We start from the raw sequence: 26,685 nt of genomic DNA on the forward strand, positions 1-26,685 counted from the left end.
TGACAGGGAGAAACCTATGAAACTCAAGACGATCCTCATGGCCGGTGCCATGTCCATCGCCGCCACCGGCGCGTGGGCAGATTGCGCCTTTGAAAACGAAGTGCCGCTAAAATCGCTGTCCGCCGGTTTTGAAGCCTGGAAGGCGGTCACCGATGCGATGGCAGAATGCGGCAATTTCAGCGCATCGCTGGATCAGGAATTCCGCGAAAAGCAGCCCGAAGCATTTGCTGCGGATCCCGCGCTTTATCAGATCGGCGGTGTTTCAAACGCGACCCTGGTGCCGTTGCTGAACGCAGGCACGATCCGTCCGCTGGATGATCTGGTCGAAAAATACGGCCAGGACCTGCTGCCCAACCAGTTGATCAAGGTTGATGGCAAGACCATGGCCATTGCGATGATGGTGAATGCGCAGCACCTGATGTATCGCGATGATGTTCTGGCTGAACTGGGCATCGAAGAACCAAAAACCTATGATGACGTCCTGGCCGCAGCTGCCAAGATCAAAGAAGCCGGTGTCATGGATTATCCGATCGGGGGAACGTTCAAGACCGGTTGGAACCTCGGCCAGGAATTCGTCAACATGTACCTTGGCGAAGGCGGCTCGTTCTTTGGCGACGGCAACGTTCCAACGATCAACAACGAGCAGGGCGTCGCTGCGCTGGAAACACTGAAAGCCATGACCGATTACATGGATCCGGAATATCTGGTTTCCGACTCGACATACGTTCAGCAACAATTCCAGCAGGGCAAGATCGCCATGGCAAACCTTTGGGCCAGCCGTGCCGCCGCGATGAATGATGAGGCCGAAAGCCAGGTCGTAGGCAAAGTCACCATGGCAGCCGCACCAATGGGTTCGGCGGCCCCGGCAACCACCATCTGGTGGGATGGCATCGTTCTCGCTTCGAACATGAGCGACGAAGAGGCCGACGCCGCATTCCGCGTCGCGCTTGAGGGCATGGACGGCGAAATGGTCAGCGCAAACAACGACGTCGCTGTTTGGCTGAGCCCTGCCTATTCAGCGGGTGCTTTGGCTGCAGGAGCAGCCGCTTCGGCTGAAGCGGGCGCAAAGGCGTACCCGGCATCTGGTCCGATGGGCATCATGCACACCGCCCTGGGCAACGGTCTGGCCGACTACCTGACCGGCGCCAAGGATGCTCAGACGACGCTGGCGGATATCGAGGCAGATTACATCACTGCCGCGAAAGAAGCCGGTCTGATCAGCAACTGATCCTCCCGTGGGAGGGCTACGGCCCTCCCGCCCCTTCCCTTCGAGAGTCATGAGAAAGGCAGAGCCATGAATTTCCGGACATTTGCCGCATTTGTCGGCCCCTCTGTCTTTATGATGCTTCTCTTTATCGCGTTTCCTCTGGTCAGCGTGTTCAAGCAGAGTTTTTACGTGACACAGCCGATCTATGAGACGGTCGAAAAGGAAACCTGCACGCCCGGTTTCCTGACGCAGACCTGCGTGACCGAGATGGTTTCGCAGCCAAAGCTCGACGAACATGGCGAGGTCATTACCCAAACCCAATATGTCGGCTTGCAAAGCTATCGCAACGTATTGGAGCCTGAACGCGCATGGCGCGCCATAAGCGACGGCAGTTGGCATGTGCTGTCTACGATCAACTTCTGGAAGGCGCTTCGGTTCACCCTGACCTTCACATTGATCACTCTGCCGCTTGTGGTCGGGTGCGGGCTTGGGATAGCAATACTGATCAACAACGCGGCGCGGTCCATCCGCGGCCCGGTGATCTTTGTGTCCCTGCTGCCCTTCATCATCACACCGGTGATCGGAGTACTGTCGATCAACTGGCTGTTCCGGGGCGACGGCATCCTGACCGCAATGATGGAATGGTGGCTGAACCGGGACATCGCCCTGTTCGCCCAAGCCTGGACCATCGAAATACTGATGATGCTCTACCGCGTCTGGCACGTGGCACCCTTTGCCGCAATCGTCTTCTACGCCGGGCTGCAAACGGTCAATCAGGACAGTCTTGAAAGTGCCGTGATTGACGGTGCGACCCGTTGGCAGCGCCTGAAATACATCGTCATTCCACACCTGATGCCGCTGATCATTTTCGTGTCGATGATCCACCTGATGGACAGCTACCGCGTGTTCGAAGAGATCGTTGGTTTTTCGAGCCAGGGCTACGTCATCTCGCTACAGTGGCTGACCTTCGATTATCTGACGCCTGATCAGGCCGGCAACCGGTCGATCAGCCGGGCGTCCGCCAACTCGATGCTGACCATGATCGGTGTCGTCATCCTGCTTATCCTGCCGCTGCGCCGTACGTGGCGCGACCATAAAGGAGGTCACTGACATGTCCTCGCGTGCGCTTCGCCAGCCCTTCAGCCTGCGGTTGACCTCGAACATCTTCCTTGCGCTCTGGTGCCTGATCGCGGCCTTTCCGATCTTCTGGATCGTGGTCATGAGCTTCAAGTCACCCGTCGATGCGTTCGACAGCAACGCGCTGAACGTGATCTTCGGGCCGGCCACGCTGAGCGTCGGAAAGGGCTTGTCGCTGCTGGATATCATTCTGGGCATCGCGGTTATCTGGGGCACGATCTTCGCTGCCACCAAAACACTGCCATCGATGATAAAGTCCTACACCAAGCCCGGTCAGGAATGGTTCGGCTGGCTGATCGGTGTTCTGGTCTTGCTGGTGGGTTTCCTGCTGGTGTTCTTCGTGGTCCTGCCTGCAATCCTGAACGTGTTGAACCCGCTGTTTGGCCCACTGGGACGGGATGTGCTTGGTCTGACGACCGAGCATTACAAAACCGTCTGGATCGACCGGGGCTTTTCAAACAACTTCAAGAACTCGCTGATCGTAACGACGGGCGTGGTGACGGTGTCGCTGACCGTGGGCACATTGGCGGGCTACGGTCTGGCGCGGTCAGGATCAACTTTGGCCTTCTGGATCCTGATCGTCGCACTGGTGTTCCGGGCATTGCCCCATTCGGTTCTGGTAGCAGGCTATCTGCCGGTGTTCATCAACTCGGCCGAATGGCTCAGCCCGATCTTGGGTGAAAACGCACCAACCTTGTACGGCAAGCCTTTTGCGGTGATCGCTGTTCTGGTTGCGATCAATCAACCCTTCACGATCTGGATGTTGCGCTCGTTCTTCCAGAACATCCCGGCCGAGCTGGATGAGGCCGCCCGCGTGGATGGGTGTAGCCACTTTCAGGCCTTCCGCCGTGTCATCATGCCGGTGATGTGGCCAGGTGTGATCACTACGGGGCTGTTCAGCTTCTTGCTGGCGTACAACGATTTTCTGGTCACCGCGCTGCTGCTTGATGCGCAGAACCAGACCATGGTTCCCGCCATCGTCGGCATGTTCAATCGCGAGACGACGACAACCGATCAGGTCGTTGCGGTTGCCGCTGCCGTGTCGATCACCGCGCCTCTGATCTTCCTTGTGCTGATTTTCCAGCGCCAGATTGTCAGCGGTCTGACAGCCGGGGCAGTGAAAGGCTGATGAGCAAGAACGCCCGACATAACGCCATGTCGCGCCACCCGGCGCTGAACAGGATGCCGAGGGACTTTCTGAGCATTGGGGCCGCACGTCCCAATCCCTCCCTTCGGCAACCTCAAAGGATAGAAAAATGAAAGGTTCCCGTCCCGAACAAGCGGTTCTGACCCGCGAAACGGACATGAGCAAGACGGAAGACACGCGCCGCGTGATCGAAACGATGGTTGATGGTCTGAATGATCACCGCATTGATGACATCGGTGAATTCTTCGCCGAAGGTTTTCGCTGGATGGGCAATCAGGGCTGCGGCACCAAGACCGGCCTGCAGGAATTTCAGGATAACTGGCAGCGCCCGTTTCAAGCCGCGTTTTCGGATAAGGTCTGCGTTGACGAAGCGCGCCTTTACATGGGTGAATGGGCCGCCGCCTTCGGCCGCCAGGAAGCCACGCATTCCGGCGAATTTCTGGGCATTGCCCCCACAGGCAAGCGTGTCGAAATCAGGTACATGGACTTCTGGAAAGTGGTCGACGGCAAAATTGTCGACAACTGGGTGAATGTCGACTTTGCCCACGTTGCGGCTCAGCTGGGCGTGGACCTGTTCAACGGCGAAGGCTGGGAAGCATTTGACCGCGGCGAGAAGACTCCGCCACGGCCGGAAAACTGAGGATTGGAAAGATGGCAATCGAGTATCTTAAACGCGGCAAATCCGATGCGGATCGGGCGGAAGATGATGCCAAGACCCGCGCCGTGGTTGAAGCGACGCTGAAAGACATCGAAACCCGTGGGGATGCCGCGGTGCGAGAGTTGAGTGAGAAGTTCGACAACTACTCACCTGCCTCGTTCCGCCTGAGCCAGCAGGAAATTGATGACCTGATCGGGCAATTGTCCGATCGTGAGCTGGCCGATATCAAATTCGCGCAGGAACAGGTGCGCAACTTTGCGCAGGCGCAGCGGGATTCAATGCTGGACATCGAGGTCGAAACCCTGCCCGGTGTCATCCTGGGGCATAAGAACATCCCGGTGCAATCCGTGGGTTGCTATGTTCCGGGCGGCAAATTCCCGATGGTCGCCTCGGCGCATATGTCGGTGGCGACCGCTTCGGTCGCCGGTGTTCCGCGCATCATCGCCTGCACGCCCCCGTTTCAGGGCAAACCCAATGCAGCGGTAATTGCCGCCATGCACTTGGGTGGCGCGCATGAGATATATGTCATGGGCGGCATTCAGGCCATCGGGGCCATGGCATTGGGCACCGAAACAATCGATCCGGTTCACATGCTTGTTGGCCCCGGAAACGCCTTTGTCGCGGAAGCCAAACGTCAGTTGTTCGGTCGTGTCGGGATCGATCTTTTTGCAGGGCCGACCGAAACGATGGTCATTGCCGACGAGACCGCCGCAGATGCGGAGCTGTGCGCAACCGATCTGCTGGGGCAGGCCGAGCATGGATACAACAGCCCCTGCGTTCTGCTGACCAACTCACGCAATCTGGCCAATGACACCTTGGCCGAGGTCGACCGGCTGCTGGGCATCCTTCCAACCGCGGATACCGCGAAGGTGTCGTGGGACGAATATGGTGAGGTGATCGTTTGCGACACCTATGACGAGATGTTGCAGGTTGCCGATGACATTGCCTCGGAACATGTGCAGGTGATGACTGACCGCGACGACTGGTTCCTTGAGAACATGACCTGCTATGGGGCGTTGTTCCTTGGGCCGCGCACCAATGTTTCGAACGGGGACAAGGTGATTGGCACAAACCACACGCTGCCCACCAAGAAGGCCGGGCGTTACACGGGTGGTCTTTGGGTTGGTAAATACCTGAAGACGCACAGCTATCAAAAAGTTCTGACGGATGAGGCCGCGACGCTGATCGGCGAGTATGGCTCGCGCCTGTGCATGCTCGAAGGGTTCGTTGGCCACGCGGAACAGTGCAACGTTCGCGTGCGCCGATATGGCGGAATCAATGTGCCCTACGGTGCGCCCGCCCCTTACCGGGACGCTGCTGAATGAGTGACAAACACACACATCACAAGGCCCTGATCGAACCGCTCAGGGCTGCGATGTACGATTTCAATGAGGCAGGCGTACGACAGGCTTTGGCGGAGGTCACGTCACCGGATGCCGTGTTCCGTCTGTGTCATCCCTTTGGGGACAGCGTCGGCAGCGATGCTTTCTATGACACTGGCTACAAAGACTTGCTGGCGGCATGGCCCGATCTTGAACGGCGGGACTATATCGTCATGGCCGGCCCGGATGAGTTCGGCGCAGATTGGGTCGGGTGTGGCGGCTATTACACCGGTGTTTTCACCGGCCCCTGGCTGGACATCCCGCCGACGGGTCATCAGGTCACGATGCGGTTTCATGAATTCTACCGCTTCGAATACGGCAAGATCGTCGAGATGCAGGCCCTGTGGGACATCCCCGAAGTCATGATGCAGGCGAATGCCTGGCCGATGGCGCCAAGTCTGGGCCGTGAATGGCACGTCCCAGGCCCCGCCACCCAGGACGGGTTTGTCCCCGGCCCTTATGATGAAACCAAGGGAAAACAGACCTGCCAGCATATCATCGACATGCTTGATCATCTCAAGAAACACCCGTCTCAAGGCGGCCCCGAAGTGATGGAGATGGAACGGTTCTGGCACCCGCGCATGAACTGGTACGGTCCTTCGGGCATCGGCACCGGGCGCGGGTTTGCGGGGTTCCGCAACTGGCATCAGATCCCGTTCCTGAACGGTATGCCGGATCGCGGGCAGTTCGTGGACGACATCACCTATCACTTCTTCGGTGACGGGGAATATGCAGCTGTGACGGGCTGGCCCAACATGATCCAGACCGTCACAGACGATGGTTGGATGGGCATCGCTCCGTCAGGCAAGAAGATCACCATGCGCAGCCTCGATTTCTGGCGTTTGGAAAACGGCAGGATCCGGGAAAACTGGGTGCTCGTTGATTTGCTGGATGCGTACCGGCAGCTTGGCGTTGACGTCTTTGCCCGTCTGCGTGAATTCAATAAAGCCCGAAATATGGGTCGTATTGAAATACCGGATGGAATGAGCTGATGACTAAACTGCCGCGCACCCCTTCATTTTCTCTGAATGGAAAAACCGCCCTTGTGACCGGAGCCTCCTCTGGTATCGGGCAAGGATGCGCGGTAGCGCTGGCCGAGGCGGGTGCACATGTAGTTTGCGCGGCCAGAGGAGCGGATCGGTTGAATGAGACAGTTTCCGCTCTGAAAGAGAAGGGATGGTCAGCCGAAGCGCTTGTGATGGATCAGGGTGATTTGGACGCCCTGAAACAGCTTTTCGATCACCGCGCCTTCGATATCGTGGTGAATTCGGCGGGCGTGGCGCGCCACAGCCCGGCTATCGAGACAACACCCGATGACTTTGATGTTGTCACCAACGTCAATTTGCGTTCGGCCTACTTCTTGTCGGCCTACGCCGCCCGCGCTTTGATCGAGGCAGGAAAGCCGGGTTCGATCATCCATATATCCAGCCAGATGGGGCATGTTGGCGGGGTTGATCGGGCGCTTTATTGCGCGACCAAGCATGGGTTGGAAGGCATGGTCAAATCCATGGCCATCGAATGGGGCAAACAGGGCATTCGGATCAATACGGTCTGTCCGACTTTCATCCGAACGCCGTTGACCCAGTCCACATTCGACAATCCTGAACGTGCCGCGTGGATCATGGAGAAGATCAAACTGGATCGCGTGGGCGAAGTCGAAGACATCATGGGCGCGGTACGCTATCTCGCCTCGGACGCCTCGGCACTGGTTACCGGCACCTCAATGTTGATTGACGGAGGTTGGACGGCAGACTGATGGCTGAGAAAGTAACATCCCTCCAGGTTGCCCAATTGGCCGGCGTTAGCCAGTCTGCCGTTAGCCGCGTCTTCACGCCCGGTGCCTCGGTCAGCAAAAAGACCGAAGAAAAAGTGCGCAAGGCTGCGTCTGAACTGGGCTATCGCCCCAACGTGCTGGCACGCGCGATGGTGTCCGGCAAAAGCAGGATCATCGGTTTGGTGGTCGCCTATCTGGACAATTACTTCTACCCCGAGGCGCTCGAGAAACTGTCCAATGCCTTGCAGGAACAGGGCTATCACGTTCTGATTTTCATGGCCTCCAGAACCGCTGGAAACATAGACGACGTGATGGAGGAAATCCTTGATTATCAAGTCGATGGCGTCGTTCTGGCATCCGTTGCGATGTCTTCAGACATTGCCACCCGGTGCCAGCAGGCGGGTGTGCCCGTGGTTTTGTTCAACCGCAGCCAGGACCTCGACGGGATCACATCTGTTACTTCTGACAACTATGCCGGTGGTCGCAAAGTTGCGGAATTTCTGATCACCGCCGGGCACAGTCGTATCGCCTACATTGCCGGTTGGCCGGGTGCCTCAACCCAGCGGGACCGCGAGGCCGGATTCCGCGCCGCGCTCAACGATGCGGGCCAGGAATTGTATGCGCACGACATCGGAGATTTTCACACCGAGAAAGCGCGTTTAGCTGCCCGCCGGATGTTTGATGTCGAACCGCAGAAACGACCTGACGCCGTGTTTGTCGCCAATGATCACATGGCGCTTGCGGTCATGGACGTCATTCGGTTCGAGTTGGGATTGCGCGTGCCCGAAGACGTGTCTGTCGTTGGTTACGATGACGTCCCTCAGGCCGGATGGCTTGCCTACAACCTTACGACCATTCGCCAGCGGGCAAATTTGATGGTTGCTGAGACCGTTGATGCCCTGCTGGATCATATCGAAAACCCGACAGCTGCTTCGGCACGCAAAGTCGCCATTGATGGGCCGCTGATCGTGCGCACATCGGCACGTCTGCCCAAAGGCTGGACACCTCAAAGGATGAATTCATGAAAGGTTTCGATCCCAAGTTCCGGGATTTCCCCGACTATATCATCGGCATCACCAAAGAGATCTGGGAAGATCGGGGTATCGCCACGCTGCATGAGTATTACAGCGAAGACATTGTGGTACGCTCACCCGGTTCGGTGGTGTTGGGCAATCAGAATGTGATCGGCGCTACCATGGCAACGCTGGCCGAGTTTCCGGACCGGCAGCTGCTAGGCGAAGACGTGATCTGGTCCGGCACACCGGAAGAGGGCATGTTGAGCTCTCATCGGATCATTTCAACGGCCACGCATTTGGCCGAGGGTGTCTATGGCAAGCCCACCGGCACCAAGCTGCGTTACCGGATTCTTGCGGATTGTCACGCCATCGACAATCAGATCAACGATGAATGGCTGATCCGCGATCAGGGCGCGATTGTGCGCCAGATGGGCTGGGACCCTAAGGAATACGCCGCTGATCTGATTGCCCGGGAAGGCGGCAAAGAGAACTGCGTCAAACCTCTGACACCCGAAATTGATCAGCCTGGACCATACAAAGGCCATGGGAATGACAATGAATGGGGGCAGCGCTACGCCGACATTCTGACGCGGATCATGAACGCAGATATGGGCGTGATCGGTTCAGAATATGACCGCGCTGTTCAGTCAGAATATGTAGGTGGTGTAACCGGGCATGGCTGGCAGGCCATCGACCGCTTCTGGATGGGACTGCGGGCGAGTTTTCCGAATGCGGAATTCAAGATCGAGCATCAGATCGGGCGAGATGACCCTGATATGCCTCCGCGTGCGGCAATTCGCTGGAGCCTTTGGGGCAAGCATGACGGCTGGGGCGTGTTTGGCGCGCCGACTGGTGCGCAGGTTTATGTCCTCGGGATCAGCCACGCTGAATTCGGCGCACTTGTTGCGGGGCAGCCGCAGTTGCGCCGTGAATACACCCTGTTCGATGAAACCTCGGTCTGGAAGCAGATCCTGTTGCAGAACGGCGAGGTCTGAGTGGGCCGCCCGGTCTCATATCGCATCCTGTCGGGCGGTCTGTCCGAGCCCCGGACCGTTCGGCTTTTCCATATGTACCGTCAAAGCCTGAGGGCGCGGCGACTGAACCTGCGCCCGCCCGGAAAGTAAGGGCCTGTCCTACTTGGGCACACGAGCTTTCTTTCCAAAAACGCTGAATCGGATCGTACGTCATGACAAAATCATCCATCCCTTCCCGCATCGTCCGCTATGGCGAGCTTCAACCCTGTAAAACCGCTTTTATCGATGCCCATACTCCCGGCAGCGATCAGAAAGAGAACTTCACGATAATCGGCGGCGGCGTCTCGGAATCTCCGGACCAGCATGTCCACATCACGGACAAGATCGGCTTCAACATCGGAGCGGCAGGGCAGCCGCCGAAATGCCGCAACTCACTGCACAGCCACACCACCGCCGAGGTCTTTTTCGTTGCCAAGGGTCGTTGGCGGTTTTTCTGGGGCCGCTATGGTACGGCCGGGGAATTCATCGCCGAGGAAGGAGACATCTTCAACATTCCAACGGGTATTTTCCGGGGCTTTGAGAATGTCGGCCAGGATTACGGAATGATCATGTCGATCCTGGGCGGAGACGATGCGGGTGGCGGCGTCACCTGGGCGCCTCAAGTGATCGAAGATGCGCAGGCACACGGTCTGATGCTGGGCGACAATGGCGTTCTGTACGACTCCAAACTGGGCCAGGAACTGCCCCACAATGTCCGCCCGATGCCTGTGCTGACCGAAGAACAGCTGAAAAGCTATCCCGAAGTTCCTGTCGAGGATGTGGTGGGCAGATACGTTGCGCGGTATTGGGATCTGATGGCGTTGTCGGCCAATAAGCCCGCAAAGGTGATTGGCGAAAACGCGTTGATCAAGGACAAACCCGGATTCGAGGTCGATTTTCTGGGGCGCGGATCCGCAGTGAACCAACCGATCGCTGCCGAGAAACCAGTGGTTCTGATGCCGGCCAGCGGTCACTGGCGTGTTTCGATCGACGGGTACGAGACCACGATCTCGGTAGGCGACACGGCCTTGGTTCTTCCTGGCGAAACCTATGGTATTCAGCCATCCATGACCGGACAGGCGGGCCTGTACCGGATCACCGCAACCGATGACCCGGCAGGAGCGACCTGGACAGGATGAACGCGGACCCGAATGACACCCACGCCGTTTATGAACGGCAGGCAACCGAGTATGACAGGCGCCGTTCCAAGGCCCTGTTCGAAGCGCGCTGGTTGGCGCGCTTCACGGCCAGCCTGAAGCCGGGTGACCGCGTATTGGACTTGGGCTGTGGCTCGGGCGACCCGATTGCCCGTTGGTTCATGGCCGAAGGGTTTGACGTCACGGGTATCGATTTTTCCGACGCCATGCTTGCCATAGCCCGCGACCGTTGGCCCGATGGCGACTGGCGCAACGCGGATATGCGGAATTTTGAACTGGATCAGCAGTTCAACGGCATCATTGCCTGGAACAGCTTTTTCCACCTTACGGCGGACGAGCAGAAAGACTGTATCGCCCGGATGGCGCGCCATTTGCGACCCAAGGGAATGCTCATGCTGACCGTCGGACCTCGTGCCGGAGAGGTCAGCGGCACAGTGGGATCAGAGCTTGTCTACCACGCGTCGCTGTCCCCGGCCGGTTACGCCGGGTGTCTTGAGATAAACGGGCTGCAAATGACCGGATACCTGGCCGAAGACCCAGAAGCCCAAAGCCACACGATCCTGATGGCACGAAAAAATTAAGGAGGTCCCCATGACCGTAAAAACAACACATGTTGGCTCTCTGCCCCGAACGCAGGACGTCGTGGATTTTATTTTTGCCCGCGAAAACGGCGAACCTTATGACACAGGCGCCTTTTATACCTGCATGGCCAACGCCGTGGCCGAAACGGTGCGCAAACAGGTCGAAGCCGGTGTTGATATCGTCAGCGACGGCGAAACTTCGAAAATCTCCTATGCGACCTATGTCAAAGATCGCTACACCGGGTTTTCGGGCGACAGCCCTCGTAACGCGCCGGCAGACTTGAAGATGTTCCCCGGCTTTCTGCAAAGACTGGCCGATGACGGCGGTACGCCACAATACGCAAGGCCGATGTGCACGGGTGAGGTGCGATCAAAAGGGCAAGGCGAGTTGCAAAAGGACATCGCCAATCTCAAGGCGGCCATGGCTCGACACGGGGCCGAGCGCGGCTTCATGAATGCCGCGTCTCCCGGAGTGATCTCGTTGTTTTTGCAGAATGATTTCTACCCTACGCGTGAGGCTTATCTGGCAGCGTTGGCCGACGCGATGAAGGACGAATACGAAACCATCGTCGCCGCCGGGTTGGACCTGCAACTGGATTGCCCCGATCTTGCCCTGTCACGCCACATGCTGTTCACCGACCTGTCGGATGAGGCGTTCATCAAGATTGCCGACATGCATGTCGAGGCCCTGAACCACGCGCTTCAGAACGTCCCGCAGGATCGGGTACGGGTACATATTTGCTGGGGCAACTACGAAGGCCCTCATTGCTGCGACATCGCCATGGACAAGGTCTTCAGCACCCTGATGGCAACCAAGTCGCGCTATGTCCTGTTCGAAACGTCCAATCCGCGGCATGCCCATGAATGGACTGTCTTCCGGGACCGCAAGGCCGAGATTCCCGATGACAAGGTTCTGGTGCCCGGCGTGGTCGATACCACGACCAATTTCGTCGAACATCCCGAACTTGTGGCCCAACGGATTGACCGGTTCACGGAAATCGTGGGACCGGACCGGGTGATCGCGGGCAGCGATTGCGGCTTTGGCACTTTTGCGGGTTTCGGCGCCGTCGATCCCCAGATCGCCTATGCCAAGCTGGCGGCGTTGTCCGAAGGGGCAAAGCTGGCTTCGGCATGAAACCTCTGATCTTGTTGCCGGGCATGATGTGTGATGCCCGGCTTTTTGGCCCCCAGATCAATGCTCTGTCGGGCAGAATGCCCGTAATGACCTTTCCGTTGTCTCATCACGACAGCATAGAGGCCATGGCCCAGGATATCCTTGGAAATGCACCGCCGGTCTTCGCGCTGGCCGGGCTGTCCATGGGGGGTATCGTGGCGATGGAGGTCACGCGCCAAGCCCCCGAACGTGTTTTGCGTCTGGCCTTGCTTGACACTAATCCACTGGCGGAAAAGCCAGAGGTAAAAGCGCGTCGTACGCCGCAGATGTCCGCCGTTCGCAAGGGTCAGCTGAGGACCGTGATGCGTGACGAGATGAAGCCCGGGTATCTGGCTGACGGACCGAACCGGGGGGCGATCCTGGATCTGTGCATGGCAATGGCCACCGACCTGGGCCCAGACGTTTTCATACGTCAGTCCAAGGCACTTATGAACCGACCGGACCAAAGCGAGACACTGACGGCCTATGCCGGACGGGCTCTGGTTTTGTGCGGGCATGAAGACCGGCTTTGCCCAGTTGAACGCCACCGACTTATGCATGACCTGTTGCCACGAAGCGCGCTTGAGATCATCGGCGACGCGGGCCATCTCCCGACATTGGAACAACCTGAAAAAACAACAGCGGCGCTGTCCCGCTGGCTGGAGGACACATGACACCGTCCCTTTTGTCTTTGCTTCGCAAAGTCGATACGCCAACTGTCTGCAATGCCATCGAGGTGGCACAGGGCAGGCGCGGGTTCGACAGGTTCACACGTGGCACCATGCTAAGCTCGGCCCCCGAAGGGCCTGCCATCGTCGGCTATGCGCGCACCGCCAAAATCGCTGCGGTCAATCCCCCGACCGAGCCGCCCGAAGTCATCAAAGCCCGACGTATGGCCTATTACAGGTACATGGCCGAGGCACCCGGCCCTTCAATCGCCGTGATCGAGGATCTGGATTATCCCGATTGCATCGGCGCATATTGGGGTGAGATCAATACGACGGTTCACAAGGGTTTCGGAATGTCTGGCGCTCTGACCAACGGTGTCATGCGGGATCTCGGGGATTTGCCTTCAGGGTTCCCGGTTGTCGCTGGTTCCATCGGCCCGAGCCATGGTTTCGTCCACGTCCGCGAGATTGACACTCAGGTTTCGATTTTTGGTCTGACAGTTGACCCCGGTGATCTGGTTCACGCCGATCGTCATGGTGCATTGGTCATACCGAATGATGTCGTTGATCAATTGGAAGGTGCCATCCAAAAACTTTTGGCGACAGAACGTATTGTTCTGGACGCAGCCCGCGAGCCCGCGTTTGATTTCGAAGCATTCGAAACCGCCTGGGCCGCCTTTGAAAAAGCAAGGGTCTGATCGCAGGGGTCGGAAACAATGAAAGCCGGCTGGGTGAAAAGCACTTACAAGTCCCTTGCTCGTCAACCCAGAGCAAGACGGCCTCTGCCAACGCAATGCCCGTGACGAAGTGTTACCCACATCCGTCTGTCCGGTGGCCGCGTCGCGCCGCTGCTGGTGACGCCCGAACGCAAACCGGACCGTTTCAGATAGAAGTCCATTACACCGGAGTGTAAGGGGGTTCAGATCCGTTCAGCCCCGTGTACAATCCGCGTTTCCAGACAGGTTCCGGAAAGAACAATCAAACCTTGTGAAAAGCGGCGCCCTGCGCATCCCTTCGCTGTTCTCCGATCACGTTCAGCATGGCATCTACATCTGCACGTACAGTTTGTGTTGCCGCTTCGCGCACCGGGCCAAAACCGCGGATATCCAGCGGGGCTGACAGGATTTTCAGGCAGGTTTCCGCCTCCAGCTCGGGGCTGACTTTTTCAATGCGATCCAAGACAGCCAGAAACCAGGCCAGGGTTTCGTTTTCAAGCTTGCGGTCCCTTGAAAACCGGAATGGATCAAGCCAGCCGCCGCGAAGCCTGCGTGCACGCGAAAGGAGCCTCAGAACGGGGGTCATCCAACCACCAAAGCTTCGCTTGCGCGGTCGCCCGCGTTCATCCTTGCGACCGCTCAGAACCGGTGGCGCGAGGTGGTATTTGATCCGAAATTCCCCTTCGAACTCGGACCGCAGTTGTTTCTCGAATTGTTGCGATGTCAGCAACCGAGCAACCTCGTATTCGTCCTTGATTGCCATGAGGCGAAACAGGGATTTTGCCGCAAGCGAAAGCGCTTCCTCGCGTATCTGGTCAGGCAGTGCTGCGGACAGACGGGCCAGGCGATCCCGGTACTTTTGCGCATAACCGTCATCGTGATAGGTCGCCAATTCATCGGACCGGTAATCGATTATCTGCTGCGATGTTTCTTGCGAAAAGCTCTTTTCCCTCGCATTCAGCATCTGCGGGTTTGCAGCGATCACCCGCCCCAGATCAAAGGCCATTATGTTGGCCTCGATCGCGGTTCCATTGAGCTTGATCGCCTGTTTGATTGCAAACTCACTGATTGGAATGTTCCCCAGCTGCCACGCGACACCAAACAGCAAGGTATTGGCAAAGACCGAATCCCCCAGCAAATCCACAGCCAACTGGTTTGCATCCAACGCGAAGACATTTTCTGCGCCGACGGTCCGGCGTATCAACGCTTCTCTTTCGTCGACCTTGAGCTGGGCATCGCGGTGCAAAACAAGGTCGCCTGTTGGCATTTCCGCACGGTTCAGTACGACCTTTGTGCCCTTGCGATAGTGAACCGAGGCTTTGGGCGCCGAAGACACGACCACGTCACACCCGATGACGGCGTCGGCGCTATTGGCCTCAATTCGGACCTGATTGATTTCTTCGGGCGTGCGGGCAATGCGAACATAGCCGACAACCGTACCGAATTTCTGGGCGAACCCGGTGAAATCCAGCACGCTGGCGCCTTTGCCTTCCAAATGCGCCGCCATCGTCAGAACGGCGCCCACCGTTACGACACCGGTGCCGCCGACCCCGCCGACCAAAAGATCGTACGGCGCGTGCAGGTCAGGAAGCTGCGGGTCGGGAACCTTGGCAAGAAGCGACGGGATATCCAGTTTCTGCCTGGGTTCCTTTCGCCGCACCGCCCCTTCCACCGTAATGAAACTGGGGCAAAACCCGTTCAGGCAGGAAAAGTCCTTGTTGCACGAGTTCAGGTTGACCTTTCGCTTGCGGCCCAATGGGGTTTCCAATGGTTCAATACTCAGACAGTTGCTTTCGACCGAGCAATCGCCGCAGCCTTCGCACACCGCGGGGTTGATGAAAGCAAACCGCTTGGGGTCTTCTGTTTTGCCACGCTTGCGGCGACGACGTTTCTCGGTGGCGCAGGTCTGCTCGTAGATTAAAACCGTCACACCTTGGATGTCACGCAACTCACGCTGCACCGCATCCATCTCTTCCCGGGGGTGAAAGCTCGTTCGTGCCGGAAAATCGCTGGAATCGAATTTCGTAATGTCGTCTGAAACCAACGCGATCCGGTCCACACCTTCTGCGCGACAGCACTGGGCGATCCCGGAAACGCTGATAGGGCCATCAACAGGCTGCCCCCCCGTCATTGCCACTGCGTCATTGTAAAGGATCTTGTAGGTGATGTTCGTACCCGCCGCCACGGCCTGGCGAATGGCAAGCGACCCGGAATGATACCAAGTGCCCTCGCCAAGGTTTTGAAAGATATGTTTGTTGCCATTGAATTTCGAGGCAACAACATGCGGCACACCTTCCCCACCCATCTGCGCATAACCGACCGTGTTGCGATTCATCCAACTTGCCATCACGTGACAGCCGATGCCTGACGCAGCCATGCTTCCATCGGGGACTTTGGTGGATGTGTTGTGGGGACAACCCGAGCAAAAATACGGAGCCCTGACCGCACCCGGAACATTCAGAACGGATGGCGGTTCGTCCGTCAGCGCCTTCGCCTTTTCCAAGAAACCCTCTTCCGGAAAAAAACGGTCGAGTCGCTCTGCAACGACTGGGATCAGGTTCAACGGGCTCAACTCTCCGGTCCAGGGAATCAACGGATCACCCGCTGCGCGGTGTTTTCCGACCATCTTTTCGGGTTTGTCCCCCGGCCAGTCATAGAAATATTCCTTGAACTGGCTTTCGATGATCCCGCGTTTTTCCTCGACGACCAGCACCTCTTTTTTACCACGGACGAAAGACAGCGCATCGCGCCGCGCCAAAGGCCAAACCATCCCGACCTTGTAGATGTCGATGCCCAAACGGCGGCATCCGCTTTCGTCGAGCCCCAGAAGGCGCAGCACTTCCATCAGGTCCAGATGGCTTTTGCCCGTTGTGACAATCCCGAATGGGGCATCCTTGATGTCATAGATGCGCCGGTCGATCGGGTTCGCCTCGACAAAAGCCTCGACTGCCCGCAACTTGTGTTCGATCCGCGTCTCGATGGCCGGGCTTGGCAAATCGGCGCTGCGCACGTGCAAGCCGCCCGGCGGCAGATCTATTTCCGGCAAGGTAAACATACGGTCCGGCTTCAACCGCACGGATTGCCCGCTTTCCACGGTTTCCGAAATCGCCTTGAACCCGACCCAGGTGCCCGAGTATCGGCTCAGCGCGATCCCGTATTCACCGAACTCCAGGTATTCAGCCACGTTGGCCGGGTTCAGCGTTGGCATGAACCAGGTCATGAAGGCGACGTCGGACTGATGCGGCATTGAAGAAGACACGCAGCCATGATCGTCACCCGCGACAACCAGTACCCCGCCCTTCGGCGACGAGCCATAGGCATTGCCATGGCGCAACGCGTCCCCTGAACGGTCAACTCCGGGGCCCTTCCCGTACCACATCGAAAACACGCCCTCGACCTCACAATCGGGATCAAGCGAGGCCTGCTGGGCACCAAGAACCGCTGTTGCGCCGAGGTCTTCGTTTACGGCCGGCATGAATGTGATCCTGGCCGCCTCGGTTTCCTCTTTCGCTCGCCACAGCTCCAGATCCAACCCACCAAGAGGAGACCCCCGATATCCGGAAATGAACCCGGCCGTGTTGTTTCCTGCTGCTGCGTCCCTGCGGGCCTGGTCTAACATGATGCGCACCAGAGCTTGCGTTCCCGTCAGGAAAACACGACCCTTTGAGGCTTTGTATCGGTCCGACAGGGCGTAAGTATCGAATTTCAGGGACTGGTCAGTCATGAACACCTCGCCTTTTTTGGATATTTTACCGGAAATTTTTGAAGAATCTGTTCTGTCTTCCCGACGTTTCCTAGCATTCTTGAAAAATCATCTCTTCTTTTGTCGCGATTTGGGGTATTTTTCTCGGATGCTTCTCGACTCACGTGACTGCCAACTTCTCGCGCTGCTTCAAAAGGACTGTCGCATCTCAAATGCTGACCTTGCACAACGGGTGGGCATGTCATCCTCTGCTTGCTGGCGTCGTGTCCGTGTGTTTGAAGAGGCCGGCCTGATTTCGCAGTACCGTGCCGAATTGTCGCCTGAACACGCCGGGCTTTCGTTTCAGGCCCTGGTGCATGTTCATCTGACCCGGCACAATCCGGAACATCTTGAACGGTTCATTGCAGCGATCGAGAAGCGCCCTGAAGTCATGGAATGCTACGCAACGACCGGGCAGGCAGATTACCACATGCGGGTGATCTGCAAGGATATCGGGGCTTACAACGTTTTTCTTGAAGAATTCCTGTTTCGCCTGCCGGCGGTGGAAAGCGCGCAAACAAATGTCGTTCTGCGCGAAATCAAACGCAGCAACGCCCTGCCCATTCCTTCCTGTTGAGATCGGTTCCCGGGTGGGGCTTTCCGGCTGGTATCGGCTTTGTTGCAAAGCTTTGAACGCACCAAGCGAAAGATCCACTCGAACCCGTTCCCAAGCTACGATTTGGCCCGCCAAACTCCACGGAATTGATGTTCATAGAATTTTTCACGCATCAGGTCTGGGAGCGCCCCCAAAAACCGTCGCGCAATTCAGCTTCAAGGCAGGTAAAACGTGGTTGCCTTTTCGACCGCAACCTTTTGGATTCCGCCTTCTGCGCCGCCCTCTGGGCGGAAGCTTCCATCGACGCCGAACAGCCGCAAAACCGAATTTCGAAACTGAAGCCATTTTTTTGCTTCGCGTTTCGATTTTCCTGTTTTCTTTTCCCGTGCTTGCATCGAGTCCGGCTCCTGTTCGCTGCCGTCATCCCGAGTGTAGCATCGTTCCTTTGCTTTTTCAGATTTTTATCAGAGAACCTTACGACTATTTCGCAATTTCGTCGATCAGCCGCGTCTCGAGAAGCTGGCCATTCTGGTACAGCACTGGGTAAGCAATAGATGCGATATGGCTGTTGAACTCCCGGAACGCCCGCAACGTCTCAAGATGAATATCACTGGTTTCGAAGCTTTCCCGTGACCCGTGCTGCAATCGGCGCAGATGTCGTTTTCGGCTTTCACGTTCCACCCGCTTGATTTCGGTCTTCTCAAGGCTCAGCAGGCGCGCGCTTTCCAGATCGTCTGAAATAAGCACGTTTGATGCCAGCTTCATGTTGGCCAGAATGCCCTCGTGCATCTGAACGAGTTCCGACCAGCCTTCCTGCGAGAAACTCGAGCCTTTGGCCCGCATTTCACCCGCCAACACGGTCAAACGCTTGGCCACGACATCACCGGCCGTCTCCAGCCGGATAGCGAACTCCATCAGGTCGCGTGCGGATTTTTCATCCTTTTTTTCATATACATCCGGTGGAATCGCCGAAACGAATGCCCTGATCCCGGACAGGCAATTGTTCACGTCCTCGTCGATGGCCTGTACCGCTCGAATCTGTTGTTTGTCGCCACTGCGATACAATTCCAGGCAAGGCCGGAACATGGTTTCGACAAGGTCGCTCATCCGCAGCAGCTCACGTTTGAGGCTTGGTAGGGCCTGGCTGGGATTTGCCACATTGCCTATGTCCAATGCGCTGGCCGGTCGTGCCGGTTGCGGAACCAGTTCCTTCTTCTGATCCGGCAAAAACCTTTCGAACAGAACTTTCAATCTCCCGCAAAATGGCAAGGCCAGAAGCAGCAGTGACAGGTTGAACAAAACATGCACATTGACCAGCATCTGCCCGCCTTGCGGGTCTCCTAACAACCCGGTCCGCAAAGCCATGTTGGCGGCAAACAAACTCACCAAAGCCCAACTGCCACGCAATGCCAGGTTGGCATATGGAATGCGCCGGGACTGGACTGGCATGGCGCGGGTGAGCCAGACCGGAATGAAGGCAGAGCCGAAATTCGCGCCAAACACCAAAGACATCCCGGCGGCGAACGGGATCGCTCCGATCTGCACAAGGGTGACACACATGAGGATGGCCGCCACCGAGGAATGCATGACGAAAGCCAAGGCGCCCCCGACCAGAAACGCGGTGATATAGTCGCGCGCCAGATAATCCGCCACCGCGGGCAGAAACGCGCTGTCCCGAATGGGATCCATTGCCTCGCGAAGAAACCGAAGCGAGATCAGGATAAAGGCCACGCCCATCAGGATGCGCCCCATTTGCCGGGTTTTTTTTGCGTCGGTCTTTACGAACAGATACCCCCCAACCGCCAACAGCATCGGAACAAGCCAGTCCAGCCGGAACGAAAGAATCTGGATGATCAGCGCCGACCCCAGATCGCCGCCAAGCACAATCGCAAGGCCAGCAGGAAAACTGAGCATTCCATTGGCCGCAAACCCCGAGGTCAACAGAGCAACAGCCGCCGAGCTTTGCAACACGACCGCCATCGTCAACCCAACCACCGAGGCCTGAAGGTAGCTGCGTTGTTGGGTCATTACCCGCTGGAAAGACGCCCCATAGCTGCGCTCGATCCCGGTTCGCACCATACGAACCGCGTAAAGCAGCAGCATCGTCGCCCCGGCAAGGCTGATAAGGAAGCTGACAATTGCCATACTCTACCCCGTTATTCTTTTTGGCCCAGCTTGTCGCGGCGCATTGAATTATTCATGTTACCGGCCGCGATCGGGAAGGGATACATCCCATTTTGGCCTACAAGGCGTAAACTCCTGTGAGCTTCACCGCAAGCACTTGACCGCGCTTTGACGGAACATCCGTCACCTATGAACTTGGCCAAGGGCCCCTGGAAGGGCGCGGCCCCTGATCCTCTATTGTGACACGAGATCGGTAAGGGGCGTCAACTCTCGGCCTTGATTGCAGCAATTACGATATCGATTGCGCGGTCCAGTTCCAAACGCGAGATCGTCAGCGGCGGTGACAGTGTCAGAACGCACCCCTGGCTGATCTTATAGCTCAGACCGGCCTCGAGACAGGCATAATAGATCCGTTCGGCGCACGCGTTCCCCGGTGTTTTGTCGGCGCGATCATCGACGATTTCGATCCCGAACATCAGGCCCCTTCCCCGGATGTCTCCGACAATCGGAACGTTCTGAAGTTCATCCATCAAGCGACCAATGGCATGTTCACCCAGTTCGGCTGACCGGCGAACCAGGCCTTCGTCTTCGATGATCTGAATTGTCGTCAAAGCGGCACGGGCGGTGACCGGGTTTTTTTCGTGCGTGTAATGCCCGATGGCAAAATCTCCGCAGACATCTAGTTGCTTACGGGCGACACAGGCGGCAATAGGCAGGATGCCGCCGCCAAGCGCCTTCCCAAGTGTCACGATGTCCGGGATGATCTCGTCATGTTCAAAGGCGAACATCCTGCCCGTCTTGCCAAGACCCGTCGGGATTTCATCCATGATCAACAGCGCCCCGTGACGGTTGCATGCCTCGCGCACCGTCTTCCAGAACCCCGGCGGAGGGACATAGGGCACGGCACGCATCGGTTCCGCAATGACTGCCGCCACATCTCCTTCGCGCTCGAGGACATATTCGACCATTTTCGCACAAGCCAGCCCGCAGGTTTCGGGGCCCGCATGATTGTACGGGCATCGATAGCAGGCAAAGGGGGCGACATGTTCGGTACCGGACAAAAGGGGCCCCGCAATGTGACTGCGAAAGGTCGCCTCTCCGCCGACACTTGCGGCGCCGAAACCCGCGCCATGGAAGGCATCCCAGAAGCTGATTGTTTTGAAACGACCGGTGGCGGCACGCGCGATCCTGAGGGCAACCTCGTTGGCGTCGGATCCGCCAGTGGTAAAGAGCATTTTGCCCAGATCACCAGGCACGATCTCTGCCAGTTTTTCAGCCAGCTCTACCGCCGGATCATTGGTAAAGCGGCGGGGCGCAAAGGGCAGATCGTCAAGCTGTGCCTTTATGGCGGCTACCAAGCGGGGATGGCCATACCCGATGTGGTGTACCGAGTTGCCGTGGAAATCCATGTACCGGCGGCCCTCGATATCTTCGATCCAGAGCCCTTCGGCCTTTGCAATGGTGCTGACGCAGGGTGAGGACAGAGATTGATGCAGGAAAACGTTCGCATCGCGTTTGAGCAATGGCGATGATTTCGGCCCCGTCGATTTTTGCAGCCACGCCTTGCGCGCCTCGGACGTGTTTGATTCCCCTTCAGTGTGGACAATTTGTGGCATCGCCGCTCCTCTTTGCCGTCATCAAAAGATGCGGACCCCGCAAGGCCCGCCAGTACCAGGGAGGAACTGTGTTGCCCTTTCCGCAAAAGGAGTAAGGGCAACAGACTCAGTTAGGCCACGGCAGCGAATAGGTTTTGACGTTGGTGAAAAACTTCATCGCTTCGATGACGCCTTCCTTCACCCCGTTTCCACTGTCCTTGATGCCGCCAAAGGGCGACATTTCAATGCGGTAACCCGGCTGTTCCCAGATGTTGCAGGTGCCGACGTTCAACCCGTTGATGAAGGCAATCGCCCGGTTCAGATCATTGGTGCAGACACCCGAAGACAGGCCGAACTCGGTTCCGTTTGAAATTGCCATCACCTCTTCGTCGTTGTCCGGCACACGAACGATCGGCACGATGGGACCAAAGGTTTCCTCCATCACCAGCTCGCTGTCATGGGGAACCTTGTCGACGACGATTGGCGGCAGCAGCGCCCCCTGACGACCGGGGTGGTACAGAATTTCAGCACCCTCTTTTTCCGCCTGAAAAACGCGGTTTTCAAAAATTTCGGCGGCCTTGTCATGGATCACGCATCCCAATTCGGTTTCCGGGTCTTGCGGATCGCCGAACTTGATCTTCTTGGCCTTTTCAAGAACCAGCGGCACGAATGTATCGGCCACACTTTCCTGCACGAGAATGCGCTTGACCGCCGTACACCGCTGGCCGGAATTTCCGGTAGCCCCCGCCACCGCAATGGCTGCCGCCTTGTCCAGATCGGCCTCACTCAGGTCATTCAGAACGATCAGAGGGTCGTTGCCGCCAAGTTCCAGCGCCTGACGCTTGTAGACGCCCTTTTCGGCGATCATCTTGCCCACGGGCACACCGCCGGTGAAGGTGATGATATCGATGTGTTCATTGGTGATCATTTCGTCGCCAATGTCACCGGGCCAACCTGTCACGACCTGGAACATCTCGGGCGGCAATCCGGCCTCATAGAGAATGTCAGCCAGTGTCAATGCGGTCAGCGGCGTCAGCTCGGTCGGTTTGCAAACCATGCAATTGTTGGTGGCAATCGACGGCGCGATCTTGTGGCTGACCATGTTCAGCGGGTGATTGAACGGCGTGATCGCGCTGATTGCCTTCACCGGTTCTCGGGTGGTGAAAATCTTGCGGGCCTTGCCGTTGTGGGTCAGGTCGCAGGAGAAGATCTCACCATCATCCTTCAGTGCCTCGGCCGCCGCGAATTGATACACGTCCTGCGCGCGCTTGGTTTCGTAGATCGCATGCTGGTGACAGATCCCCAACTCCAGCGTCAGCCATTTCGCAAGATAATCGCGCTTTTCGCCGATCAACTCGCCTGCCCGTTGCAGGATCTGGCTGCGCTCGTATCGGGTCAGCTTGGGTTTGTAATTCGCCGCAATCTCAAACGCCCGGCGCGCATGTTCGGCTGTACCGGCTGGAACGTGACCCACAACCTCGTTTGTGTACGGGTAGAGAACGGGAACGGTGTCATCGGTAAAGACTATTTCGCCGCCGATCCGCATTCCCTCGTTGCGTACTTCGATTTTCGACATGGTCTGATCTTTCATAGCTTACTGTGCCGCCGCTGTTGTTGCGTAGAAGAAGGCATCGAAATTGCGCAGCACGGGTTGGTTTGGCAGGTCGATGACACGGTTCACGATGAAGGGAACTTCCTGCTCGGTCAAACCACCATGACTGCGCAACGGTTCTTTGAGTGCTGCCAGATCGTGGCGATGCTCGGACGTGCCGATGCAGATGTTTTCACCGGAAACCATCACGATGTCGCCAATGCGGTCGCCTGGCAATTCGAATTGCTCGATCGCCTCGGCCTTGGTCAGCACATGAGTGATGCCGCTGGTCGCCTTGAGCTTGCTGATGATGTCGTCCTGGTCTGCTCCGTCAGGCAAATAAGCGGTTGCAAAAGACCCCAACGCGCCATGATGCACGACGTATGGATCGGTAATCGGAAGAATGACCCGCGCCGCATCCTTGCCCAGCCATTCGTCCATCAGGTCTTGCACGTACACCACCGAGGGGGATCCATCCGCCAAATGCTTTGGCTTCATGCCGTGATCCGCGGTCACCACGATGGCCGCACCCAATTCATCCAACTCGCCAAGATACCGGTCGAACATGGCATAGAAATCGAGTGCGCCTTTTTGATCGGGTGCAAACTTGTGCTGGATATAGTCGGTCGTCGACAAATACATCACGTCGGGCTTGAACTCTTTCAGCAGCTTGACGCCAGCGGCAAAGACAAATTCGGAAAGCTCTGCCGAGTAGACCTCGGGGACGTCCATGCCCAGCCATTCGCTGGCGTTGTCGATGCCATGTTCCGCCAGCGTCGTTTCACCCGACCGTTCGGAAGAAAACGCAACCGCCCTGCCCTCGTCAAATTTCAGCCCGGCTCCCAACAGCGCGCGCAGCTTGTCCTTGGCGGTTACCATCGCCACGCGGAAACCTGCGTCGTAGAATTGGGAAAAAATGGTCGGCGCACGCAGGAAGCGGACATCATTCATCATCACTTCCTCACCGCTGTCGGGGTCGATGAGGTAGTTGCCGCAGATGCCATGCACGATCGGAGGGCGCCCGGTGGCAATCGAAAGATTGTTGGGGTTGGTGAAGGACGGGATAACGGAATGGGCCAGTCGGTCCGTGCCCTCTTCGCGTATCCGCTTGAGATTGGGCATCAGCCCTTTCGCAATCGCGACATCAAGGTATTCGGGCTCGCATCCATCAAGGCAGATGGCAATGGCAGGCACCTTCGGCGTCGGATAGACGCGCTCATTTGCTTCGACAGGGGTTTGAATGGTCATCTGTATTTTCCTTGATGTTTAAGCGGCCAGCTTGGCGCGTTCTTCCAGTGCCCGAAGAGGAGGAGCGGCGTTTGTCACGCCCATTTCTTCCAGGGATTCCTTTGCTGCGCGCACGACATTGCGCATGACGTCTTCGTCCATCTGACCGATGCATCCGACGCGGAAACTGTCGACGACGGTCAGCTTGCCCGGGTAAATAATGAACCCTTTGTCCTTCATCAGGTTGTAGAACTGATCGAATACGAATTTCTCATCGGCGGGGCAGAAGAACGTGACGATGATCGGGCTGAGCCAACGATTGTCCAACAGCGTTTCGAAACCCAGTTCACGCATGCCCGCAACCATGACGTCCCGGTTGCGGGTGTAACGTGCGCCGCGGCCGGCAACACCGCCTTCAGCGGCATGCGCCCGAAGCGCTTCGATGAAGGCGGCGACCACGTGCGTCGGCGGGGTAAAGCGCCACTGACCGGTCTTGTTCATGTGCGCCCATTGGGCGTGCACATCCAGAGACAGGGAATGACTGTTACCCTTTGCGGCTTCCAGCTCGTTCTTGCGCGCCACAATGAAGCCAAAGCCAGGAACGCCCTCGATGCACTTGTTCGCCGAAGACACCATGGCTTCATATCGAATATCCGAGGGCCTGAGCTCGATCGCGCCAAAGGCAGACATCGAGTCGATCAACAGCTTGCGACCGGCTGCATATGTGGCCTCGGATATTTCCTCGACGGGGTTCAAGATACCCGAACTGGTTTCGCAGTGAATGGCAACAACATGCGTGATGGCCGGGTCATCCGCGAGAATGCGCGCAACTTCGTCGCCCCGTGGCGGCAGGTAATCGCCCTTGTCCAGCACGATATGGTCCCGGCCCAGATACTGTAGCGTCTGCGCAGAACGTTGCCCATAGGCGCCATTGGCCAGTACCAGCGCCTTTCCTTCCGGCGGAATAAAAGACGCCAGCATTGCTTCGACCGAGAAGGAGCCGCTGCCTTGCATTGGCACACAATCGAAGGCGTCGGCACCTTCACCAAGCAGGTCCAGCAGGCTTGACCGCAGCTCTTTTGTCATGGCGCGAAAGTCGTCGTCCCAGCTGCCCCAGTCCTTCAGCATGGCCTCTTTTACGGCATAGGACGTTGTCAAAGGACCGGGTGTCAGAAGGTATGGTTCGCCGAGGCGCGGTTGCTCGATTTTTGGATGGGATGGCGTCATTACCGGGCTCCAGAACAGCGTTTTCACAAACACCATTGCAGCAACGGTTGCTATATGTGAAATTGCAAATATCAATCTAATTATAAGTGCAGCCTATGCACAAATCATTGGGGACCGGTGATGCGGCACAGCCAGCTCAAAGCCTTTCATTACGTGGCCAAACATGGCGGGTTTTCCCGCGCGGCCGAGGCGCTTTTTCTGACGCAGCCGGCAATTTCCGAACAGGTTCGAAAGCTGGAACAGGATCACGATCTTTTGTTGTTTCAGCGCGAACGAAAACGCGTGAACCTCACCCCCGAAGGCGAACAGCTTTACCGGTTCACAAAGCAGTATTTTGAGATCGAAGATCAGATCGAGGACTACCTTTCGGAAACCAAGGCCGCAATCGACGGGGAATTGCGGATCATCGCCGATTCAGCGCATCACATGACGTCTTTCCTGGGGTCGTTTCAAAAGAAGTACCCCAAAATCACCATCACCGTGCGGTCCGGAAACACCGAAGAAATTTTGGAAGAACTTCGGTCGTACAATGCCGAGATTGGTGTTGTCGGCAGCCTGTCCCCCGGCAAGGACATGGATGTGTTGAATCTGGGGTCCACTGAAATCGTGGCCTTTGCCGCCCAAGGCGTTCTTTTGGCATCCAAACCTTCGCTTTCTTTGGAAGAACTGGCCGATCTGCCGCTGGTTTTCAGAGAGCACGGGTCAAAAACACGTCAGAAATTGGAAGAAGAAGCCGAAAGGCGCGGTATCACGTTGAATCCTGCAATCGTTGCGGAAGGGCGCGAGGCCGTGCGCGAGCTTGTGGCCTCGGGTGCAGGCATCGGATTTGTCTCTCAGGCAGAGTATGGGCATGATGATCGGTTGCGACAAATCAAGCTCAAGGACGTGAAGTTGCAAATGGGTGAAAGCATGATTTCGCTGTCGCAACGGCGCAACGTAAAGCTCATCCGGGCCTTCATGGACTTCGCCCAACGCGCGCTGGAAGAAAAAAGCCCCCCCGCTGATACCTGACCG

At 57.3% G+C, this 26,685-nt stretch carries 22 protein-coding genes; 16 read left to right on the forward strand and 6 right to left on the reverse strand.

Annotated elements, in window-relative coordinates:
* Window positions 1-16: 16 nt before the first annotated feature.
* From I9185_RS10805 to I9185_RS10870, 14 genes are all read left to right on the forward strand, one after another.
* Window positions 17-1,228 (forward strand): extracellular solute-binding protein, encoded by a 1,212-nt coding sequence (locus I9185_RS10805; RefSeq protein WP_171637111.1) that lies wholly within the window; start codon window positions 17-19, stop codon window positions 1,226-1,228.
* A 66-nt stretch (window positions 1,229-1,294) separates the two neighbouring features.
* A complete protein-coding gene (locus tag I9185_RS10810; RefSeq protein WP_152460108.1) occupies window positions 1,295-2,317 on the forward strand; it encodes a sugar ABC transporter permease in 1,023 nt (340 codons plus the stop codon).
* 1 nt (window position 2,318) lies between these two features.
* Window positions 2,319-3,473 carry a carbohydrate ABC transporter permease gene (locus I9185_RS10815; RefSeq protein ID WP_171637115.1) on the forward strand — a complete coding sequence of 385 codons (1,155 nt, stop codon included), beginning with the start codon at window positions 2,319-2,321 and terminating at the stop codon, window positions 3,471-3,473.
* A 127-nt stretch (window positions 3,474-3,600) separates the two neighbouring features.
* Window positions 3,601-4,131: an ester cyclase gene (locus I9185_RS10820; RefSeq protein WP_171637117.1), complete on the forward strand. Its 531-nt coding sequence runs from the start codon at window positions 3,601-3,603 to the stop codon at window positions 4,129-4,131.
* An 11-nt stretch (window positions 4,132-4,142) separates the two neighbouring features.
* Complete coding sequence (gene hisD, locus I9185_RS10825; RefSeq protein ID WP_171170235.1) at window positions 4,143-5,474, forward strand: histidinol dehydrogenase; 1,332 nt, start codon at window positions 4,143-4,145, stop codon at window positions 5,472-5,474.
* Window positions 5,471-6,523: an ester cyclase gene (locus I9185_RS10830; RefSeq protein ID WP_210093051.1), complete on the forward strand. Its 1,053-nt coding sequence runs from the start codon at window positions 5,471-5,473 to the stop codon at window positions 6,521-6,523. The genes hisD and I9185_RS10830 overlap by 4 nt, the downstream gene beginning before the upstream one ends.
* Window positions 6,523-7,287 (forward strand): SDR family oxidoreductase, encoded by a 765-nt coding sequence (locus I9185_RS10835; protein ID WP_210093052.1) that lies wholly within the window; start codon window positions 6,523-6,525, stop codon window positions 7,285-7,287. Before I9185_RS10830 ends, I9185_RS10835 begins: the two co-directional genes overlap by 1 nt.
* Entirely contained in the window at window positions 7,287-8,330 is a 1,044-nt protein-coding gene (locus I9185_RS10840) for a LacI family DNA-binding transcriptional regulator (RefSeq protein WP_209835380.1), read from the forward strand. The genes I9185_RS10835 and I9185_RS10840 overlap by 1 nt, the downstream gene beginning before the upstream one ends.
* On the forward strand, window positions 8,327-9,316 hold the full coding sequence (locus tag I9185_RS10845) for an ester cyclase (RefSeq protein WP_171723894.1): 990 nt from the start codon (window positions 8,327-8,329) through the stop codon (window positions 9,314-9,316). The genes I9185_RS10840 and I9185_RS10845 overlap by 4 nt, the downstream gene beginning before the upstream one ends.
* 191 nt (window positions 9,317-9,507) lie before the next feature.
* Window positions 9,508-10,473, forward strand: a complete 966-nt coding sequence (locus tag I9185_RS10850; protein WP_210093053.1) for a cupin — start codon at window positions 9,508-9,510, stop codon at window positions 10,471-10,473.
* Window positions 10,470-11,072 carry a class I SAM-dependent methyltransferase gene (locus I9185_RS10855; protein WP_210093054.1) on the forward strand — a complete coding sequence of 201 codons (603 nt, stop codon included), beginning with the start codon at window positions 10,470-10,472 and terminating at the stop codon, window positions 11,070-11,072. The genes I9185_RS10850 and I9185_RS10855 overlap by 4 nt, the downstream gene beginning before the upstream one ends.
* A gap of 10 nt (window positions 11,073-11,082) precedes the next feature.
* Window positions 11,083-12,207, forward strand: coding sequence for a cobalamin-independent methionine synthase II family protein (locus I9185_RS10860; protein WP_210093055.1), 1,125 nt, complete (start codon window positions 11,083-11,085; stop codon window positions 12,205-12,207).
* Entirely contained in the window at window positions 12,204-12,899 is a 696-nt protein-coding gene (locus tag I9185_RS10865; RefSeq protein ID WP_210093056.1) for an alpha/beta fold hydrolase, read from the forward strand. The genes I9185_RS10860 and I9185_RS10865 overlap by 4 nt, the downstream gene beginning before the upstream one ends.
* Window positions 12,896-13,591 carry an RraA family protein gene (locus I9185_RS10870; RefSeq protein WP_210093057.1) on the forward strand — a complete coding sequence of 232 codons (696 nt, stop codon included), beginning with the start codon at window positions 12,896-12,898 and terminating at the stop codon, window positions 13,589-13,591. Before I9185_RS10865 ends, I9185_RS10870 begins: the two co-directional genes overlap by 4 nt.
* Window positions 13,592-13,871: 280 nt before the next feature.
* Here I9185_RS10870 and I9185_RS10875 read toward each other — a convergent pair whose 3' ends face one another.
* Window positions 13,872-17,333: an indolepyruvate ferredoxin oxidoreductase family protein gene (locus I9185_RS10875; RefSeq protein ID WP_210093058.1), complete on the reverse strand. Its 3,462-nt coding sequence runs from the start codon at window positions 17,331-17,333 to the stop codon at window positions 13,872-13,874.
* Window positions 17,334-17,460: 127 nt separating this feature from the next.
* Here I9185_RS10875 and I9185_RS10880 point away from each other — a divergent pair, with 127 nt between their 5' ends.
* Window positions 17,461-17,928, forward strand: a complete 468-nt coding sequence (locus I9185_RS10880; protein WP_171637228.1) for an Lrp/AsnC family transcriptional regulator — start codon at window positions 17,461-17,463, stop codon at window positions 17,926-17,928.
* 459 nt (window positions 17,929-18,387) lie between these two features.
* Here I9185_RS10880 and I9185_RS10885 read toward each other — a convergent pair whose 3' ends face one another.
* The 5 genes from I9185_RS10885 to I9185_RS10905 all read right to left on the reverse strand — a co-directional run bounded on the left by I9185_RS10885 (window position 18,388) and on the right by I9185_RS10905 (window position 25,671).
* Window positions 18,388-20,052, reverse strand: a complete 1,665-nt coding sequence (locus I9185_RS10885) for a Na/Pi cotransporter family protein (RefSeq protein ID WP_210093059.1) — start codon at window positions 20,050-20,052, stop codon at window positions 18,388-18,390.
* A 242-nt stretch (window positions 20,053-20,294) separates the two neighbouring features.
* On the reverse strand, window positions 20,295-21,647 hold the full coding sequence (locus I9185_RS10890; RefSeq protein WP_171118375.1) for an aspartate aminotransferase family protein: 1,353 nt from the start codon (window positions 21,645-21,647) through the stop codon (window positions 20,295-20,297).
* Window positions 21,648-21,753: 106 nt separating this feature from the next.
* Window positions 21,754-23,202, reverse strand: a complete 1,449-nt coding sequence (gene phnY, locus I9185_RS10895) for a phosphonoacetaldehyde dehydrogenase (protein WP_209835385.1) — start codon at window positions 23,200-23,202, stop codon at window positions 21,754-21,756.
* 18 nt (window positions 23,203-23,220) lie between these two features.
* On the reverse strand, window positions 23,221-24,465 hold the full coding sequence (gene phnA, locus I9185_RS10900) for a phosphonoacetate hydrolase (protein WP_171637143.1): 1,245 nt from the start codon (window positions 24,463-24,465) through the stop codon (window positions 23,221-23,223).
* Window positions 24,466-24,483: 18 nt separating this feature from the next.
* Entirely contained in the window at window positions 24,484-25,671 is a 1,188-nt protein-coding gene (locus I9185_RS10905; RefSeq protein WP_209835386.1) for a 2-aminoethylphosphonate--pyruvate transaminase, read from the reverse strand.
* 120 nt (window positions 25,672-25,791) lie between these two features.
* On the opposite strand from I9185_RS10905, the gene I9185_RS10910 reads away from it, so the two are divergent.
* On the forward strand, window positions 25,792-26,682 hold the full coding sequence (locus I9185_RS10910; protein ID WP_210093060.1) for a LysR substrate-binding domain-containing protein: 891 nt from the start codon (window positions 25,792-25,794) through the stop codon (window positions 26,680-26,682).
* The last annotated feature ends 3 nt before the right edge of the window (window positions 26,683-26,685 follow it).

Source organism: Ruegeria sp. HKCCSP346, from assembly GCF_017872595.1.
In the GTDB taxonomy this organism is placed as follows: Bacteria; Pseudomonadota; Alphaproteobacteria; order Rhodobacterales; family Rhodobacteraceae; genus Ruegeria.